Origin of the sequence: Campylobacter concisus (genome assembly GCF_002165775.1) — a bacterium.
Lineage (GTDB): Bacteria > Campylobacterota > Campylobacteria > Campylobacterales > Campylobacteraceae > Campylobacter_A > Campylobacter_A concisus_E.
This window is the reverse complement of the sequence record NZ_NDYP01000001.1, coordinates 1-16,861: the sequence shown is the minus strand read 5'-3', so window position 1 is coordinate 16,861 and position 16,861 is coordinate 1. Positions and strand designations below refer to the sequence as shown.

The 16,861-nt window shown below is 38.1% G+C and carries 18 protein-coding genes; 8 read left to right on the top strand and 10 right to left on the bottom strand.

The annotated features are described in order from the left end of the window. The first annotated feature begins 49 nt into the window (after positions 1-49). Positions 50-241, top strand: coding sequence for a 50S ribosomal protein L35 (gene rpmI, locus B9N66_RS00085; protein ID WP_012000969.1), 192 nt, complete (start codon positions 50-52; stop codon positions 239-241). Positions 242-340: 99 nt separating this feature from the next. Beyond that, positions 341-697 (top strand): 50S ribosomal protein L20, encoded by a 357-nt coding sequence (gene rplT, locus B9N66_RS00080; RefSeq protein ID WP_004317321.1) that lies wholly within the window; start codon positions 341-343, stop codon positions 695-697. Between the two features lie 228 nt (positions 698-925). Here rplT and dapF read toward each other — a convergent pair whose 3' ends face one another. Beyond that, on the bottom strand, positions 926-1,669 hold the full coding sequence (dapF, locus tag B9N66_RS00075; RefSeq protein ID WP_087579377.1) for a diaminopimelate epimerase: 744 nt from the start codon (positions 1,667-1,669) through the stop codon (positions 926-928). A 50-nt stretch (positions 1,670-1,719) separates the two neighbouring features. Beyond that, positions 1,720-2,316, bottom strand: coding sequence for a dephospho-CoA kinase (coaE, locus tag B9N66_RS00070; RefSeq protein WP_084109780.1), 597 nt, complete (start codon positions 2,314-2,316; stop codon positions 1,720-1,722). An 80-nt stretch (positions 2,317-2,396) separates the two neighbouring features. Between coaE and purM the strand changes: the two genes are divergently transcribed. The 3 genes from purM to B9N66_RS00055 are packed head-to-tail and all read left to right on the top strand — an operon-like array spanning position 2,397 to position 4,061. After that, positions 2,397-3,380 carry a phosphoribosylformylglycinamidine cyclo-ligase gene (purM, locus tag B9N66_RS00065; RefSeq protein ID WP_084109781.1) on the top strand — a complete coding sequence of 328 codons (984 nt, stop codon included), beginning with the start codon at positions 2,397-2,399 and terminating at the stop codon, positions 3,378-3,380. Further along, on the top strand, positions 3,380-3,637 hold the full coding sequence (locus B9N66_RS00060; RefSeq protein ID WP_084109782.1) for a hypothetical protein: 258 nt from the start codon (positions 3,380-3,382) through the stop codon (positions 3,635-3,637). Before purM ends, B9N66_RS00060 begins: the two co-directional genes overlap by 1 nt. Position 3,638: 1 nt before the next feature. Then, a complete protein-coding gene (locus B9N66_RS00055; RefSeq protein WP_084109783.1) occupies positions 3,639-4,061 on the top strand; it encodes an RDD family protein in 423 nt (140 codons plus the stop codon). A gap of 3 nt (positions 4,062-4,064) precedes the next feature. Here the strand turns inward: B9N66_RS00055 and B9N66_RS00050 are convergent, their stop codons facing one another. The 7 genes from B9N66_RS00050 to B9N66_RS00020 all read right to left on the bottom strand — a co-directional run bounded on the left by B9N66_RS00050 (position 4,065) and on the right by B9N66_RS00020 (position 10,079). Then, a complete protein-coding gene (locus B9N66_RS00050; RefSeq protein WP_087579376.1) occupies positions 4,065-4,802 on the bottom strand; it encodes a hydroxymethylpyrimidine/phosphomethylpyrimidine kinase in 738 nt (245 codons plus the stop codon). Positions 4,803-4,894: 92 nt separating this feature from the next. Then, complete coding sequence (locus B9N66_RS00045; protein WP_087579375.1) at positions 4,895-5,464, bottom strand: hypothetical protein; 570 nt, start codon at positions 5,462-5,464, stop codon at positions 4,895-4,897. Between the two features lie 90 nt (positions 5,465-5,554). Continuing rightward, positions 5,555-6,235, bottom strand: coding sequence for a response regulator transcription factor (locus B9N66_RS00040; RefSeq protein ID WP_084109786.1), 681 nt, complete (start codon positions 6,233-6,235; stop codon positions 5,555-5,557). A gap of 1 nt (position 6,236) precedes the next feature. After that, entirely contained in the window at positions 6,237-7,886 is a 1,650-nt protein-coding gene (locus tag B9N66_RS00035) for a sensor histidine kinase (protein WP_087579374.1), read from the bottom strand. A gap of 45 nt (positions 7,887-7,931) precedes the next feature. Then, positions 7,932-8,552 carry a protein-disulfide oxidoreductase DsbI gene (gene dsbI, locus B9N66_RS00030; RefSeq protein WP_087579373.1) on the bottom strand — a complete coding sequence of 207 codons (621 nt, stop codon included), beginning with the start codon at positions 8,550-8,552 and terminating at the stop codon, positions 7,932-7,934. An 8-nt stretch (positions 8,553-8,560) separates the two neighbouring features. Then, entirely contained in the window at positions 8,561-9,217 is a 657-nt protein-coding gene (locus B9N66_RS00025) for a thiol:disulfide interchange protein DsbA/DsbL (protein ID WP_087579372.1), read from the bottom strand. A gap of 115 nt (positions 9,218-9,332) precedes the next feature. Further along, entirely contained in the window at positions 9,333-10,079 is a 747-nt protein-coding gene (locus tag B9N66_RS00020) for a carboxymuconolactone decarboxylase family protein (RefSeq protein ID WP_087579371.1), read from the bottom strand. 278 nt (positions 10,080-10,357) lie between these two features. Between B9N66_RS00020 and B9N66_RS00015 the strand changes: the two genes are divergently transcribed. The 3 genes from B9N66_RS00015 (at position 10,358) to B9N66_RS10025 (ending at position 13,202) form a co-directional block, all read left to right on the top strand. After that, positions 10,358-12,193, top strand: coding sequence for an aryl-sulfate sulfotransferase (locus B9N66_RS00015; RefSeq protein ID WP_087579370.1), 1,836 nt, complete (start codon positions 10,358-10,360; stop codon positions 12,191-12,193). 371 nt (positions 12,194-12,564) lie between these two features. Then, positions 12,565-12,912 (top strand): hypothetical protein, encoded by a 348-nt coding sequence (locus B9N66_RS10030; RefSeq protein WP_307772180.1) that lies wholly within the window; start codon positions 12,565-12,567, stop codon positions 12,910-12,912. Continuing rightward, positions 12,906-13,202: an ABC transporter substrate-binding protein gene (locus B9N66_RS10025; protein ID WP_307772179.1), complete on the top strand. Its 297-nt coding sequence runs from the start codon at positions 12,906-12,908 to the stop codon at positions 13,200-13,202. The genes B9N66_RS10030 and B9N66_RS10025 overlap by 7 nt, the downstream gene beginning before the upstream one ends. A gap of 464 nt (positions 13,203-13,666) precedes the next feature. On the opposite strand, the gene B9N66_RS09630 is transcribed toward B9N66_RS10025, so the two are convergent. Further along, positions 13,667-16,861, bottom strand: a 3,195-nt coding sequence (locus B9N66_RS09630) for a hypothetical protein (protein ID WP_087579369.1), incomplete at its 5' end; no start/stop codon positions are given.

Sequence of the window (16,861 nt, the reverse complement as noted above, 5' to 3'; positions counted from 1 at the left end):
ATAATCCAAAACTTACGCAATTGCGTATAAAATTTCAAAAAGGATTAGCATGCCAAAGATGAAAACCGTTCGCGGTGCTGCTAAGCGCTTTAAAGTAGGTAAAAATAAGATAAAAAGAGGCTCTGCTTTTAGAAGCCATATCTTAACAAAAAAACCTAGTAAGCGTATGAGAGATTTGCGTGGCCCACAATACGTGGACAGCACAAATGTCCCAGCCGTTCGCAAAATGCTCGGCGTATAAGCAGCTGTAGATTTAAGTTTTTGACAAAAAGTCATTCAAACTCCCCCAAATTTAGGGGCAAGACTCACTTCGTGAGCGCCAATTTGTAAAAGGATAAATATGGCAAGAGTAAAAACAGGCGTAGTTAGAAGAAGACGCCATAAGAAAGTTTTAAAGCTAGCACGTGGCTTTTTTAGTGCTAGACATAAACACTTTAGAAAAGCTAAAGAGCAACTAGAGAGAAGTTTAGTTTACGCATACCGCGACAGACGCCAGAAAAAACGTGATTTCAGACGTTTATGGATCGTTCGTATCAATGCAGCTTGCAGACTAAACGACATTAGCTATTCAAGATTTATCAACGGCTTAAACAAAGCTAAGATCGAACTTGATAGAAAAATTTTAGCTGATCTAGCTATGAATGACGCGAAGGCATTTGCGGCACTTGCAAAACAAGCAAAAGATGCTTTGAAATAACACCTTTTCTCCGCTTCGGCGGAGATTTTCTTTTTTTTAAATTCCTATCAAATTTTTATTAAAATTTATTTTTCGAGATTTTAACTTAGTTATTTTGTATTCAAATTTCAAATTAAAACCACATATAAAATTTTACTTCATCAGCCGAGTACAAATTTAGTGATGTAAATTTGAAAAATTTGCTTACCATAACTAGCTAAGAGTAGGCCCTAAAACTCGTTCTAAAAGCTAAATTTCAATACTCGTATTAAAACAGTGTTTCACCGCTCCACTAAATAAGATTTTGCCGTTTTCTAGCCTAAGTCCAAGCTCCTCGCCGCTTTTTGGATAGACTTTTATGCATTGCGCTGCGTTTAAATTTAAAGTAGCGCCGTAAAAGCAAGCCGCCATACCAGTGCCACAAGCTAGCGTCTCGTCCTCTACGCCCCTTTCGTAGGTTCTCACCTTTAAAGCTCCACCCTCAAATTTGGCCAAATTTACATTTGCATTGTATTTTTGACGAAGCGCCCTGCACTCTTTGACGTCAAATTCCTCTAAATTTTGTGTAAAATTTACAAGGTGAGGCACGCCAGTATCATAAAAATACCAAGTTTTGCCGTTTTCATTTAGCGGCTCGCTTAAAATCTTTGGACTTGTTAGCACAACCTCGACACACTCGTTTTTCACACTTGCCATAACCTCGCCACTACCAGTTAGCAAGACAAATTCGTTTGAACTAACAAGACCATTTAGATAGGCATATCTAGCAGCCGCGCGCGAGCCGTTGCCACACATCGCAGCGTAGCTTCCGTCGCTGTTGTAAAACTCCCATTTCACGCCCTTTTCGTAAGGCAAAAGCACGATGAGCCCATCAGCTCCCACACCGTTCGTTCTGCTGCAAATTTGCCTTGCTAGTTCACTTCTATCTTTACTCAAAAATGTATGAAATATTACAAAATCGTTGCCACTAGCGTTGTACTTTGAAACTTGCATTATTTTTCCTTTAACATTACTCTACTTATTTTTGCCAAATTTATATAAAACTAGCCGCAAATTTGCCTTAGAAATTTCTCTAGTTCTTGCTCTAAATTTTTTTTATCATCACTATTATCTATGATAAAATTTGCCCTTTTTCGCTTTTGCTCGATATCCATCTGAAGCTCCACTCTTGCTTTTGCGTCCTCTAAACTTAGACCATTTCGGCTCATTAAGCGGCTTAGCAAAAGCTCTTTTGGCGCATAGATCACAGCTATATTTTTAAACTCAGCGTATCGATCCTCTTTTTCAAAAAACAAAGGAATATCGACAAAATAAACCTGCCCCAAGCACTCAAGATTCGTAGCACGAGATAAAATTTCTTCCTTTATCTTTGGATGCAAAATTTGCTCTAAAATTTTTAATTTTTTTGGATCATTAAAAACAATGGCACCAAGTTTTTGACGATCGATCTTGCCAACTTCGTCTAAAATTTGCTCGCCAAAAAATTCTACTATCTCACATTTACAAATTTCAAGCTGTTCATGAGCGATCACGTCCGCATCAATCACACTAAAGCCTCGTTTTTTTAGCAAATTTATAGCCGTGCTTTTACCGCTAGCGATCGAGCCTGTGACGACATAAGCGTTTGGAAATTTCTGCAAACTCGCTCCATTTTTGAAAATTGATGACAATTTTAGCAACTTTTGGCTAAAGTTTTAAAAAATTACAAAAAAGGGTAAAGATGATAAGCTATAAAGATGCTGGAGTGGATATAGATGCTGGAAATAGCTTTGTTGAGGCGATAAAGCCTTTCGTAAAATCTACACAAACACCAAACGTTATAGGTGGCATTGGGTCATTTTCAGGAGCGGTCAGACTACCAAGCGGGTATAAAAATCCAGCCATTCTAGGCGCGACTGACGGTGTCGGCACAAAGCTTCGCCTAGCTATCGACGCTAAGAAATTTGACAGCGTGGGCGAGGATCTAGTCGCAATGTGCGTAAACGACCTCATCTGTAACTTCGCCACACCACTCTTTTTTCTCGATTACTACGCAACGGCAAAGCTTGAGATAGAGAGTGCCAAAGAGGTTGTAAAAAGCATCGCAAATGGCTGCAAAAAGGCGCAATGCGCACTTATCGGCGGCGAGACAGCGGAGATGCCGTCGATGTATGAAAAAGGCGACTTCGATCTTGCTGGATTTGCCGTTGGTATCGCTGAGGCTGATGAGATCGACAGAAGCAAATTTGTAAAAGCTGGTGACGTTTTAGTCGCACTTCCTAGTAGTGGCCTGCACTCAAATGGCTTCTCTCTTGCAAGAAAAGTAGTTAGCGAGCTTGGACTAAAATTTGATGAAAAAGTAGGCGATAAAAAGCTCATCGACGTACTTCTTGAGCCAACTAGAATTTACGTGAGCGACTTTTTAAGATTAAAGGATAAGATTACGGCAATGGCTCACATCACCGGTGGTGGCATAGTTGAAAACTTGCCTCGCGTCTTCCCTGCTGGACTTGGCGCAAAGGTGCAAAAAAGCGCTATAAAAACGCCTGAAATTTTTAAAATCATCGCTCAAAAAGTAGAAGATAGCGAGATGATGAGAACCTTTAACATGGGCGTTGGCATGATATTAGTTGTGTCAAAAGAAAACGTTGACGCTGTCCTAGCTAGCAGCGATGGCTACGTGATCGGTGAAGTAGTAAATGGCAAAGGCGTAGAGCTAGTTTAATGCAAGAAAATAGCAAAAAACGCTTACTAAAAACCGAAAATAAGAGCTTTTTTGATCTTAGCATTTATGAGTATATAGGCTGTTCTGGTGTACTAGAAAGCGATATCAAAAAACTTGATCTCTATAATCACTGGTGCAAGATCTCACGCGCCTCTACTATGCTCTGCGTCACGCATGATAGCGGCGAGAGTGACAACCTAGTCTATCTATATGACTGGGAGAAATTTAGCCGTATCTACATAAATACAGGAAATTGAGTTGGCAAAGCAAAAGGCAAAAATCGCACCTATTTGGGCTAGAGCAAAGGCCTTCGTTATCGATCTTTTTATCATCGGTATGCCGATATTTTATGCGATAACATATCTTGTGCTTGATGGCAAAGAGGCGTTTTTGCATAACCAAATTGCTATTTTTAGTGCAAATAGCTTGATCTCACTTATAATGTGCCTTTTTTTTAGCATAAAAGCACAAACTCCAGGCTACAAAGCACAAGAAATTTATCTAATAAACCTAAAAACCGGTAGAAAACTAAGCTTTTTTCACACCATCTTGCGCCAAATTTGCTTTGCCTTTGCTGGCTTTAGCATACTTGGACTTTGCCTTTGTTTCTTTAGAAAAGATAAACTAAATCTGCACGACATCATCACTCACTCAGCTGCCGTGCAAAGATCAGAGGGGTAAATTTTACTTCGCTCCATGCCAAAGTAGGCGATTTTTACCAAGTTTTGTATCTATGCTCTCTTTTATGATAGAGCAAACATACTCTTTTGAAAGTTGTATAGACTCCTCTAAGCTCTTGCCCTTTGCTAAAAAGCAAGCAAGTGCAGTTGAGAAGCTACAACCAGTTCCACTCATTACAAGCGGATTAACAAGTGGGGTTTTAAAATTTCTTAGTGAGCCATCTTTTTTATAAAGTGTGTCTATACTGCTATCTTCACTGATATGTTTTTTTACGATGACGTCACAAGGCAGATCTTTATAATTATCACCAAAAAGCAAATTTGCCTCATCTAAATTTGGAGTAGTTACCGTAGCTAAACTCATTAGCTCTTTTAGCTTTGTCACCGCACTATCTTTTATAAGCTTGTGTCCACTTTTTGAGACGCAAACTGGATCAAGCACTACTACTTTGGTATTTTGAGTTAGTAAAAACTCACGCACTACTTCCATGATCTCTTCACTAAATAGCATGCCTATCTTAATCGCATCAAAGCTAAATTCTTCCGCAAGCGTATTTAGCTGATCTTTGACAAAGCTAGGTCCTAAGCAAACTACACTCTTTACAGCATCCGTAGTCTCAGCGACCAAAGAAGTTACTGCTGTTGCACTATAACAATTAAGCCTAGCACATGTTTTTATATCTGCTTGAAGCCCAGCTGTGCCGCTATTACAAGAGCCTGCGATGATTAGAATTTTTTTCATCGTTTTCCTTTGAAATTTTTGGCTTATTATAGAGGATATTATATAAATTTGAGTTTTTTAAAACAGAAGAAATTTGAGCAAAGAGCTCAAATTTATGAAAGTTTATTTAAGTCGTTATCGATATCTATATATATCGTAGTTGCATTAAGATTTGTATGCTCAAAGCTAGGATCTACCTGCTTATCACTCTCTTTATGTTCGTTTATTTTAGCTAAAAGATCATCTTCTCTTAATCCATGCTCATTTGCTAAATTTGGATCTATTTCATTAAAACTAATATTTACGCTAGCCTCATCATTTAGCTCTTCTTGCTCTAAATTGGTTGCGCTAAGGATATCATCTACTTTTTCATTTATATGATCTAAAATCGATATATAATCATTGCCAAGAAGTGCTTTAAACAATGCGTCAGTATCTATACTAGACTCACCAATATCATCGCTTACCACGCTACTATCTAGCCAAAGAGTATCGTATCCGTTTATTGATATATCTTGTCCATCATTTGCAGTGATTGTAATGCTTGAGCTTTCGCTCTCGCCCTTTATAGCCTCTCCGATATATACTTTATCATTTACGTCTAAAACTCTTACATGATCATTTTGGTCTATCGCTATAACATCAGATGAAACACTTTTAACTATACCAGCTACTGCTGCCATCTTTATTCCTTATTTTTATTTGTCGGTATTTTAGTATATTTAATTACTTTTGTATATTGTACTATGGTACAAGGTGGCGATAATTCCAAATCATTCAGATTTTGTGATTAAAATATATCCACTCTCACTGATATTTTTAAATTTCACACCAAGCTCACGCTTTAGACGAAGTATCACATTTTGGATAGCTGCCTTGCTAACATCGCTTTCATAGACAAATTCTTCTATCATCTCATAAGTAACTAGCTTATTTAGATTATAAGCAAAGAGCCAAAATATCTTATTTTGCAAGAAGCTAAGATAAATTTCAATGCCGTTTTTATAAATTTTCTCTCTTTTTAAATTTATACTCACCTCATCGCTTAAATAAACTAGCTTTTCATCTCGTTCAAAACTTAAACTAATAAGCATTGATCTAAGATCCTTCATATCAATAGGCTTTTTTAAAAAAAGCATCGCCCCTTCCTCCATGCTTTTTATCAAATTTTCATCGCTATCATAAGAGGTAAAGACGATAAATTTTTGGTGCGGTTTTGTGCGCTTCATCTCATTCATCATTTCAAAGCCATTAAGCACTGGCATATGAATATCGCTCATCACAATATCAAAGCCTTGCTTTTTAAATTTCTCCACACCATCTTGCCCATTGCAAGCACCGATTACCTGCTCGCAATAAGGTTTAAGCCCGCTAATAATAAGCTCTCTTGCCATATCGTCATCTTCAACTACCAAGACGGACGTCTTTTTTAAAATTTCTAAGACTTCTTGCATTTTAGTCCTTTAAATTTATATCAAAACTTAACTCAAACACCGTTGGCTTTGCGTTATTTACGAGTCTTACGTCACCATTTAACTTTTCTTGTGCTAGCTTTTTAGCAAAATAAAGTCCTATGCCATTTCCTTGCTTTTTGGTAGTATTTAGCCAAGTAAAAATTTTCTCGCTCATTTGCTCGTTTACGCCATTTCCATTGTCATAAACTCCGATGTAGCATTTATCTTCAAAGCTTCTAAATTTTATCTCGATGATACGTTTTAGTGGCTCATCTTTGTAGCTTTCGACAAGTGAGTCTTTTGCGTTGTGTATTAGGATTAGTAAAATTTGTTGGATTATATTTTCTATCTGACGAACTTTTTGTTCGTTAAAGCCGCTAAATTTTACACTAACATTTGCACGGCTTAGCTCTGTGTGCATGAGAGTTATTAGATTTTTAACGCTTGTTTGCACCTCAAATTCGCTCACATTTTCAGCGCTTTTGTAAAAATTTCTAAAAATTTCAATAGTACTTGAAAGAAGTTTGACCGAGCTTTGTCCTTTTTCAAGCAAATTTATTAGCTCCTCGTCGCTTAATTTGCCTTCTTTTTTTAACATTATGCACGAGCTTAGCATTAGTTTTAGCGAATTTACTGGCTGAATGAATTGATGATTGATACCACTTATTAGCTCGCCAGCCTTACTCATTTTGGCTCTATGAGTCAGCAATGTCTCATACTCATCTTGTATCTTTTTTATCTTGTTATACATAAAATTATGAAGAATATTTGCTAAAAATGTGAGCGCAACGAAGGCAAAGAGCAAGCTTAGAGCATTTTTTAAAGCTTCTTTTGTTAAAGCTGAAATTTCTTCTTCGTTATTTGTGCCAGCTCCTATAAACCAATTTATCGTTGGTATCTCAGCTACTTGGATTAAATTTTGTCCTATTTTTAAGCTTGTAATGTCTTCGTCTTTTAAAAACAACTCTTTAAATTTCTCCTCGATCTCTTTTTTTAAAGCAAGATCAGGTATCGATGTTAAAATTTCACCGCTATGAGTCACTAAAAATGAGTAAGAATTTGGCGCAAGGCTAAAATTTTTAATGCTGTTAAAGATATTTTCTATACGCACGACGCCACAAAGCGCTGCTTTAAATTTCGCTTGTTTTGTGACTGGAACGCATAAATTTAGAGTTGAGCCTTTTAAAATTTTATGTTTTTGCATGAAATTTACGCTTGGGGCATTTGTATTTTTTGTCTCGACATACCAGATAAGCCCTGCTCTTTCGCTCTTTGGCATAACTTCTTCTAAAATTTTCTCTCCATCTACAAAAATTTCTCCATCATCCCTTAAAAGCTGCATTAGATCAAATTCTTTTGCGTTTTGCTTAAAGAGCTTTATAAAGCCAGCTGTCTTTTCATCGTCATCTACAATGTCTGCATTTTGTATAAATTTTGACGCACGAATGAGTGAATTTATACGTTCATCAAGCCAAATTTGAAAGTTATTTACGATATTTTTGCTAACTGCTATGTTATTTTTATCAGATAGTTCTATGATTTTCTCTTTTGCATTGCTATAAATATTTAGCCCAAGAAATATCACAAAAAGGCTAGCAAGCAAGATGATGGCGTAGATTTTAATATTTTGTGATTTTAAATTAATACCCATGCGTGCAGTATATCCTAAGTTAGCCCAAATTTGGGCTAACTAAATTCATTTTAAAAAGGATAAAAGCTTTGAAACAAGCATAAGTGCAAGCACTATAAAACAAATGCCAAATCCAAGCAGCGTGCAATCAGCCATCGACATAAATTTAGATGAAGGCACAAGATACCAGCCGTCCGCATAAAGATCAACTATGCTCTTTTGCAAATCACTTAGCACCACGCCATCAGGCACCATAGGGCTGTCATATCCGCAGTCTCCCGTTGGCATAAACCAGTCAGGAGCCCACTTTTCAAGCGGCAAACCAAATGGATAGTGTGGCTCAGTAGAGCAGCCCTGCACGCCAAAAGGATCATCACCATGCACCGCATCGTGGATTTTAGCTAGCTTTACGCTATACATTATGCCCTGTACCGCTCCCCAAAAGGCGAAGACATAGCCAATTAGAGCAAATAGTAAATTTTTAGGATTTATCATAGCGATCACGCCGCCAAGCGCCATACATAAAAATGCAAAACGTATATAGACGCACTGCTCGCAAGGAGGCATATAAGCGTAGTTTTGAAAGAGCGAGTGCGCAATAACGACAAGTGCAACGCTTACAAAGACTAAGATCGCCCAAGAGATGCGTGAGTCTTGAAATTTAGCCATTTTTTTAAAAAAGCTCATGTGACGCCTTATTTTTTAAGAAGCTCTTCGATGAGTGCTGCCATGCCGTCAAGCGAGCTAATTGATTTTGTCATGATGAGATATTTGCCATTTACGACAAATGCTGGCACGCCTTGAATTTTAGCCACGTCATAGCTCTCATCCCACTTTTTAAGTAGCTCAGTCACTTTTGGATTAGCTAGCTCTTTTTCATAATCAGCCTTACTAACGCCAGCAGCCTCAAGTCCAGTCTTTAAAAAACCCTCAGCGTCTTTGCCATCGCTCCAGCGCTCTTTTTTGTCGTGATAAGCCTTATAGTAGGCAAATTTAGCCTTTTTAAATAGCGAATTTTCATCAAACAAGCTCACTCCCTTTGCCTCGTCCATAACGATAAGCACGGCAAAAACCTTGCTCGCAACCTCGCCATAATCGCCCTTTGTCTTTAGGTGAAATGGTTCGTATTTTAGTCCAGGAATTTTCTCAACTACCTTTGGAGTGACGCTCTTGTCGTACTTGTAGCAAAATGGGCAAGCGTAGCTAAAAATTTTAACTAGCGTATTTTGTCCCGCGCTTAGTGGCTTTTCAAGCTTGACATAGTCCTCACCCTCGCTAAATGCACTAGCACTGATCGCTCCAGCAACTGCAACGGCAAAGATAGCCTTACTAAATTTAGATAGAAAACTCATGATAATCTCCTTTAGATGATTTATTTTGAGTTATTCTACAACCAAGCTCAACCGCAAATTTAACGCTAGAATAAATTTTGGCTGAAATTTTCAAGATATCGCATTGATTAAAAATTTAATTTTTACTAGAACTTATCTCATTTATTGCTGATAATGCGTTTAAAGCACTTGGATAGCCTATAAATGGTATAAGAGTTGTAACAACGCTTATTAGCTTAGCTCTATCGTTACCGATACCAAAATTTGCGGCAATGTGTCCTAAAAGCTGTGGCTTTGCAAAGCCAAGAGTCGTGATATAGACAAATGTCAAAAGCTCCCTAAGCTCTAAACTAAGCCCATCTCTTGCATAAAAATCGCCAAAGCAGTTTTGCGATAAAAACTCCATTATATGTTTTTGATCATTTGGCATTGATGCGATAAATTTATCAACCGCTGGGAAAAGTTTTCTTTGTATCTCAAGGCCTCGCTCACCTCTGCCCTCTCTTGATTTTTTAGGCATATTTTCGAGCTCTATATAGCGCTCATTAAAAATTTCATCAGCTAAAAATATACAATCTTCTACCTTGCCAAGCCCAGCATAAGGCACTGCTTGATATAAAATTTCTCTTATCTCTTTTGCTGATATGCCTACATTTAAAGCAGCCCTAACGAAGCTTTTAAATGAGCTTTTTGCGCCTTTACTCACGCAAAGAGAGGCGATGATAACCGAAAGTCTTGTTTTTTCATCAATATTTATCACTTCACTAATATCGCCTAAAAAATTTAAATAATCCTCTAAAAAGCTAGCATTGCTCTCTTCAAGCTCACTTTTTGATTCAAACCAAATTTCATAAATTTTCTTTGCATTGTAAGTTAGTGTCATAAGTTTTGCTCCATTGTTTTGGGGCTGATTATAAGTGCTAAAGCGTAAATGCTAGCTTAAGATCCAAAAAGACAAAAATTTTTAATATAAATTTAGATTTTAAGCCATTATAAAGTTTATCGTGATTTTTATGTTATAAGGTTTTATTATAATTACGAAAGACGCAATATTTTTTATTACTCCTTTTACCTATTTTAAGCCTTGGGCGTTCCAAGGCTTTTTCTAAATTTTATAAGCTTTATGAGTAGAGTTTATAAAATTTATCCAAAGGAGATGTTATGAAAAAGACTTTGAGTTGTGTTGCGCTAGCTTCTGTGCTTTGCTCAAGCGCTTTTGCAATAGGCGGCCCAAGCGGGGCTAAACTAGACTACGCTATAACTGGGCAAATCGGCGAAGTAGTAGTAAATCCTTACGACACTGCCCCACTTACCGCAGTTATCAAAAATGGTGGCTACACACTAAGCAACGCCAAAGTAACCATCGTGCCAAAACAAGGCGGTCAAGTAATAAGCTATAAAGTGGCCGACAAACATCTTCGCACACATGGTGGCATCCCAGTTTTTGGTATGTATCCTGACTATCAAAACACCGTTGAGGTCGAATACGACAAGAGCTACAAGGGCAAGACTGAGCATATAAAAGAGAGCTATAAAATTTACGCTCCAGCCATCTACCTAGAAAGTGCTGGCACGCCAAATCAAAAGGGTGCGCTATTTGACAAGATCGAGGTTACCAAGCCTGCGACTGCTAAATTTGCAAACAGGCTTTATTATGTAAATAACTTTGTAAATAAAACCGGCAAGGGTACAAAAGTCGTTTGGAACAACCCAGCTGGCGGTGCGATCGAGTGGAACTATAGCCCAAATAACTTCATCCTTGATACAAAAGGCGAGGTAAGATGGTATCTTGAACCAAGCAAAATTTACGACCTAAAACAGCCATTTCACGCTGGCGTTATGATGGGCTTTAAGCAAAATGACGATGGTGCGATGACTTGGGGATATGGCCAAAGATACGCAAAATACGACATCATGGGTAGAGAAATTTTTAACCGCGAGCTACCAGCTAGCTACAACGACTTCTCTCACTCAATGGACGTAGCACAAAACGGACACTACTTCTTGCGAGTGGCAAATGCCGACTACAAAAGGGCTGATGGCAAAAACGTAAGAACAGTGCGCGACGTGATCGTTGAGCTTGACAGAGATGGCAACGTAGTTGATGACTTTAGGCTTTATGAAATTCTTGATCCTTACCGCGATATCGTGCTAAAAACGCTTGATCAAGGCGCAGTTTGCTTAAACATAGATGCTAAAAAAGCAGGCCACACAGCAAGCTCTGATGAGCTTCAGTCTATGGATACACACGATAAATGGGGCGATATAGTTGGAGCAGGTCCTGGACGTAACTGGGCTCACGTAAATAGCGTGGATTATGACCCAAGTGACGATAGCATCATCATCTCAAGCCGCCACCAAGACGCAGTCATCAAGATCGGCCGCGATAAACAAGTAAAATGGATCATGGGTGCTCACAAGGGTTGGAGCGATAAATTTAAAGATAAACTCCTCCAGCCAGTTGATAGCAAAGGCAACAAAATAGTCTGCGAAGATGAATACTCAAAATGCCCAGGATACGAGAGCGACAAAGGTGGCTTTGACTGGCAATGGACGCAACACACAGCATTTAGGATAGATAGCAAGTCTAAAAAAGGCGAAATTTACCTAAGTGTCTTTGACAACGGCGACACAAGGGGCATGGAGCAACCAGCCATCGCTGGCATGAAGTACTCTCGCGCGGTCGTTTATAAAATAGATGAAAAGAAAAAGACTGTTGAGCAAATTTGGGAGTACGGCAAAGAGCGTGGCAAAGAGTGGTATAGCTCGGTTACTAGCCTTACGCAGTATCAAGATGACCTTGATAGCGTGATGGTCTATTCAGCCGTTGCTGGCATGCAGTTTGACATCGCAAAAGGTCGCCCAGTAGGACTTCCTAGCCCACACATCGATGAGTTTGAGTGGGGCGCAAAAGAGCCTAGCATCGAGATAAAGATGACAAATGCTATGGGCTATCAGGCGTTTCCATTTAGCTTGCAAAAAGCTTTTGAGAAATAATCTCTCTTTTCTTCCCTTTTTGCCAAGTGCAAGAAGGGGAGTCTTTGCTATAAATTTAATCTATCAATAATAGATACAAATTCACATTCACTCATAAATTTTAAAGCTCTAAATTAGAAATCTATATTGTAAGGATATTGTTTATTAAGGCGATAACGTATAGGATTAGCACTTATATATAAAAATATATATTTAACATAAGGAGAAAAAATGAAAAAATTTTCATGGCTTTAATGGTGCTGTTTACAGGCCTTTTGCTTAATGCGGCTTAGTTTAGAGAGATTAAAGACATATCTGGCGACATCGTCAAAGTCCCTGTAAATGTAGAAAAGATCGCTACGCTTTGGTATGCAAATAACCAAATCGTCTTGATGCTAGGTGGTGCTGACAAAATAGTCGCAACAACCGATCTCATAAAAAACAACAAATGGTTCGCACATATATACCCTAGAATTTCAAGCATTCCAAATGGCGTAAACGGCAAGAGCCTGCAAGTAGAAGAGCTGGTCAAACTAAGCCCTGATATAGTCATAGCCGCAGACAAAAAGAACAAAGAGGAACTAACAAAAAATGGCTTTAACGTCCTTTATCCGTCATTTACGAATCATGCGGATATGAAAAGAAGCGTATCTATAATGGCAGAAGCCATAGGAGGCGACGCGCCGAAGATCGCGGAGAAATTTAATAAGTATTTTGACGGCAACCTAAAAAAGTGCTAAGTAAAACGGATAAGATCACTGCGTCAGATAGACCAAAAGTGCTTCACATAGCAGATGGCAAGAATTTATTTAAGGTTGACGGCGCAAATACGATCATAGACGAGTGGATAAGTGTCGCAGGCGGCCAAAACGCGGTTCAAAAAGCTGGAAATATGCTTGAAATCAATGCTGAAGAGATACCAAATATGAACCCTGATGTGATCATCATAGGCAGAGCTAAAGCTCCAGAAATTTTGAAAAAAATATATGAAAACCCTATCTACGCAGACACTAACGCTGTAAAAAAATAAAAGAGTTTACGTAAATCCTACCGGCGTTTTTAGCTGGGATAGATACGGCGCCGAGGGGGCATTGCAAATTTTATGGGCAGCTAAGATATTACATCCTGAAATTTTTAAAGATATAGATATAGCAGCCGAAACGAAGAAATTTTATAAGAATTTTTACACTACGAGCTAAGCGATGATGAAGTTAACTATATCCTAAATGGTCTAGACCCAGAGGGAAAATAAAAATTTTATAGCGAGTGTGGGTTTTAAAAAGCTCTTGCTCGCTAAATTTTAAATCACTTGGCTTTTATTTATCTCCGAATTTTTATAAAACTTGTCTCTAACAGCACTATCTTAGCAACTCTTTTGGCTTGATAGATTTATTTCTTGATCTTATTTTGGTTTTAAGTCTAGAACAATTATAAATTTTAGTGAGATAAAAGAATATCCCAAAGGAATTTCCTTTGGGATTAAAAGTATAGATATTAAAGTACGTGTATTTGATCTTGAACTTCGATTGTAGTTGTACCACTAGTATAAGTAGTATAACCACCAGAACTAGCACCTTTAGTCCAGCTACTTCCAAGAGTAAGCTCATCATTACTATCACCATCTATTTTTAGCTTATTCTCGTTACTATCACGTAATATATCTTGAACATTGCTAGCTGTAAGAGATAAGGTTGTCTTTTCTCCATTAGTCATATCTAGTTTTTCGATATTTTTAACATGGCTAAAGTCTATGCTATTATCAGCTACTTTTAATGTATCAAAGCCAGCTCCGCCGTCGATAGTCGTATTAATTAGCGTTGCGCCTTTTTCAACTATGATAGTATCGTTACCGGTCGTTAGACCATCTATGCTATCACCATATATAGAAGCATTTTCAAATCTAGCTCCAGATTTGATATGGATTGTGTCATTACCAGCATCACCCTCTACTTTAGCATTATCAAATTTTCCAGAGTTAACGAAAATTCTATCGTCTCCTGCTCCGCCGTGTACGCCGGCATTATGATTGCCTGCATTTTCGCCTTTAAATTCTGCTCCGTTAACATTTATTATATCGTCGCCGGCATCTGCATATACATTAGCTTGATTAAATTTAGCTCCACTTTCTAGATTTATAGTATCTACACCATTTCCAGCAGCTATATAAGAGAAGTCTTGGAATATAGTGCCGTCTTTTATAGTGATTGTGTCGTCGCCATTGCCAGTATCTATAGCAGATAGGTTACCATCGGCAAGTTTTAAGAACGTAGTATTTGTAACTTCTACCGTATCGTTACCATCGCCAGTATTTAAAGCAGAGCTCTGAAAGGTTATGCGAGCATCGCTAGGGTCGCGATTAATAGTTATAGTATCCTTACCTTCTGAAGTATTTATAGTACTATAGTTAAATATTGTTCCTTCTTCGATATCGACGTCATCGTCGCCTTTATCCGCATCAACTACCGCATGCGTTAAAGTAGAATTGTTAATCACCACGTGATCTTTGTCGGCACCGGTATTTATAACTGTTTTTGCGGTAGCGGTACCATTAAGTTTAGAATCCCTAATTTCTAGGTCGTCTTCTCCTGCACCGGTATTTATGCTATTTTCGCCTTCCATTAAAGAGTCACTTTGTATTTGCACCAAATCGTCTTTGCTACCGGTAGTTATCGTAGTCTTTTCGACTTTAGCTTTGTGTATCTGTACGTGCTTATGATCGCCGTCACCCATATTTATCTTTACATCGTCAAAATCTGATACTACTCTATTTGCATAGTTACCGCTATTGCCTAGACCGCTTAGTAGTACAGTATCTCGGCCGTTGCCCGTATTTATCTCGGTTTTAGTAGCTATAGGCTTTGAATAAGGCTGAGTCGGATCTGAATCATAATTCTCACTATGATGCTCAAACGTAACTATATCATTGCCTTCTCCGGTTTCTATTTTTGTAGAATTTAAAGATGATCCATCAAATACTTGAATGACATCATCACCGTTTCCGGTATTAATATCGGTATATTTTATATTAGAGTCTTTGATAGTTATCATATCGACATCATCACCAGTATTTACTTCTACGGTATCGTATTCATCTACGCCTTCTACTGTAGAGTTATTTATATTTATCTCGTCTTTACCAGCATTAGTACTTATACCAGAACCTAGTCCTCCGAATTTTGAACCGTTGTTTATATTTATGATATCTTTACCATCTCCAGTGCTTATATAAGCTTCACTAAATACCGCATTATTGGTTAATGTTATTTCGTTACCGCCATTACCGTTTTCTATACTACCACCTTTCATAGTAGCATCGTTTATAGTTACTTTATTTAGGCCTTCTCCTAATTTCATTTCGACTCTGGTTAGCTCAGCTTTATCACTCACATTTACGATGTCGTCTCCGGCTCCGGTGCTAATACTAGATCTCCTACCTTCCACCGATTTTTTTAGATCGGTCTTAATATTGATCGTACTTTTTGTACCAACATCTTCCGCTATGATGTTAACACCAGTAGTAGTAGCTCCTTTTTCAAAATTTATCGTATTTTCTTTGGCTACCACTTCTATTTTAGCATTAGACATAAATGCTCCGTTTTTCACGTTTAGCTCAGAAGTATTACCTTGTTCTCCTTTATCTAAAGGACTAGCAGACTTACCCATATGTATAAGAGCCCCTTCATGTCGGGTACCGTGAATATTAGCTCCAGAATTTACGTTTATAGTGTCATTGCCGCTTCCGCTTTTGATCATGGTACCTTTTTTTAGCTCGGCTCCGGAATTTACGTTTATAATGTCATTACCGCTTCCGCCGTCTATCACACTAACTCTCTCATCGGTTACGTCAAACGAAGCGTTTTCGATATTTATTACATCGTTATCGGCACCGGTCATCAAGATAGATCCTTTAAAATTAATCTTATCCGTAGCGGTTCCTTTTAAATTTACGGTTTCGCTTCCAGCACCCATATTTATTATAGTATTAGTTAAAGTGACGCCAGGAGCTATATTTAAGTTGTCCGAACTTGAACCGGTGCTTATATAAGATTGACCGCCTATGTATTCATGAGTAAACGGATCTATTTCATAAGTACCGGTACCTGTTACGTCAGAAGTTATATTGATCTCGTCACCCTTTACGCTGCTATAAATTTTAGTATCTATATTAGTACCGTCTGAAGTAATCTTACTTCCATTATCTCCGCCAAATACGCTAAGATCACTTGAAGGATTTACTATTTTGGCCACATCTCCAGTATGATTTGCCGAATTAGCACTACTTGTTAGCACCAAGTCTTTAGCATCATCTTGACCAATAGCTAACTTGCCATCATTACTTTTAAACCAGCCATCTTGAAGGGTAAATGTATTTACTCCAGCGTTAGGAACTAGATAATCCCTACCGTCTATCCATCTAACTATACTATATCCATTCAAAGTAGATCCGGCATAAGGCATATCATGTACTAGACTTCGCATATGAAAAACGAATCCGTCGTTTATATTTTCGTTTAGATACGCCGACAATGGAATTTTTATACTTCCTGCTGGTAAAGCAGGTCCTGTTGCTTCAATTCCAGCCCCAACAGCACTTCCTCCACTTACACCAAAGTTATTATCTCCACCTGCTGCTAGAGATAAAGCATCTATGCTTCCTACATTAGCGTTGATGTTACTAATGTGGCCTCC

Coding starts and splice junctions, on each gene's coding strand:
- rpmI (WP_012000969.1), top strand. CDS start 50: ATGCCAAAGATGAAAACCGTTCGCGGTGCTGCTAAGCGCTTTAAAGTA.
- rplT (WP_004317321.1), top strand. CDS start 341: ATGGCAAGAGTAAAAACAGGCGTAGTTAGAAGAAGACGCCATAAGAAA.
- dapF (WP_087579377.1), bottom strand. CDS start 1,669: ATGCAAGTTTCAAAGTACAACGCTAGTGGCAACGATTTTGTAATATTT.
- purM (WP_084109781.1), top strand. CDS start 2,397: ATGATAAGCTATAAAGATGCTGGAGTGGATATAGATGCTGGAAATAGC.
- B9N66_RS00060 (WP_084109782.1), top strand. CDS start 3,380: ATGCAAGAAAATAGCAAAAAACGCTTACTAAAAACCGAAAATAAGAGC.
- B9N66_RS00050 (WP_087579376.1), bottom strand. CDS start 4,802: ATGAAAAAAATTCTAATCATCGCAGGCTCTTGTAATAGCGGCACAGCT.
- B9N66_RS00045 (WP_087579375.1), bottom strand. CDS start 5,464: ATGGCAGCAGTAGCTGGTATAGTTAAAAGTGTTTCATCTGATGTTATA.
- B9N66_RS00040 (WP_084109786.1), bottom strand. CDS start 6,235: ATGCAAGAAGTCTTAGAAATTTTAAAAAAGACGTCCGTCTTGGTAGTT.
- B9N66_RS00035 (WP_087579374.1), bottom strand. CDS start 7,886: ATGGGTATTAATTTAAAATCACAAAATATTAAAATCTACGCCATCATC.
- dsbI (WP_087579373.1), bottom strand. CDS start 8,552: ATGAGCTTTTTTAAAAAAATGGCTAAATTTCAAGACTCACGCATCTCT.
- B9N66_RS00025 (WP_087579372.1), bottom strand. CDS start 9,217: ATGAGTTTTCTATCTAAATTTAGTAAGGCTATCTTTGCCGTTGCAGTT.
- B9N66_RS00020 (WP_087579371.1), bottom strand. CDS start 10,079: ATGACACTAACTTACAATGCAAAGAAAATTTATGAAATTTGGTTTGAA.
- B9N66_RS00015 (WP_087579370.1), top strand. CDS start 10,358: ATGAAAAAGACTTTGAGTTGTGTTGCGCTAGCTTCTGTGCTTTGCTCA.
- B9N66_RS10030 (WP_307772180.1), top strand. CDS start 12,565: ATGCTAGGTGGTGCTGACAAAATAGTCGCAACAACCGATCTCATAAAA.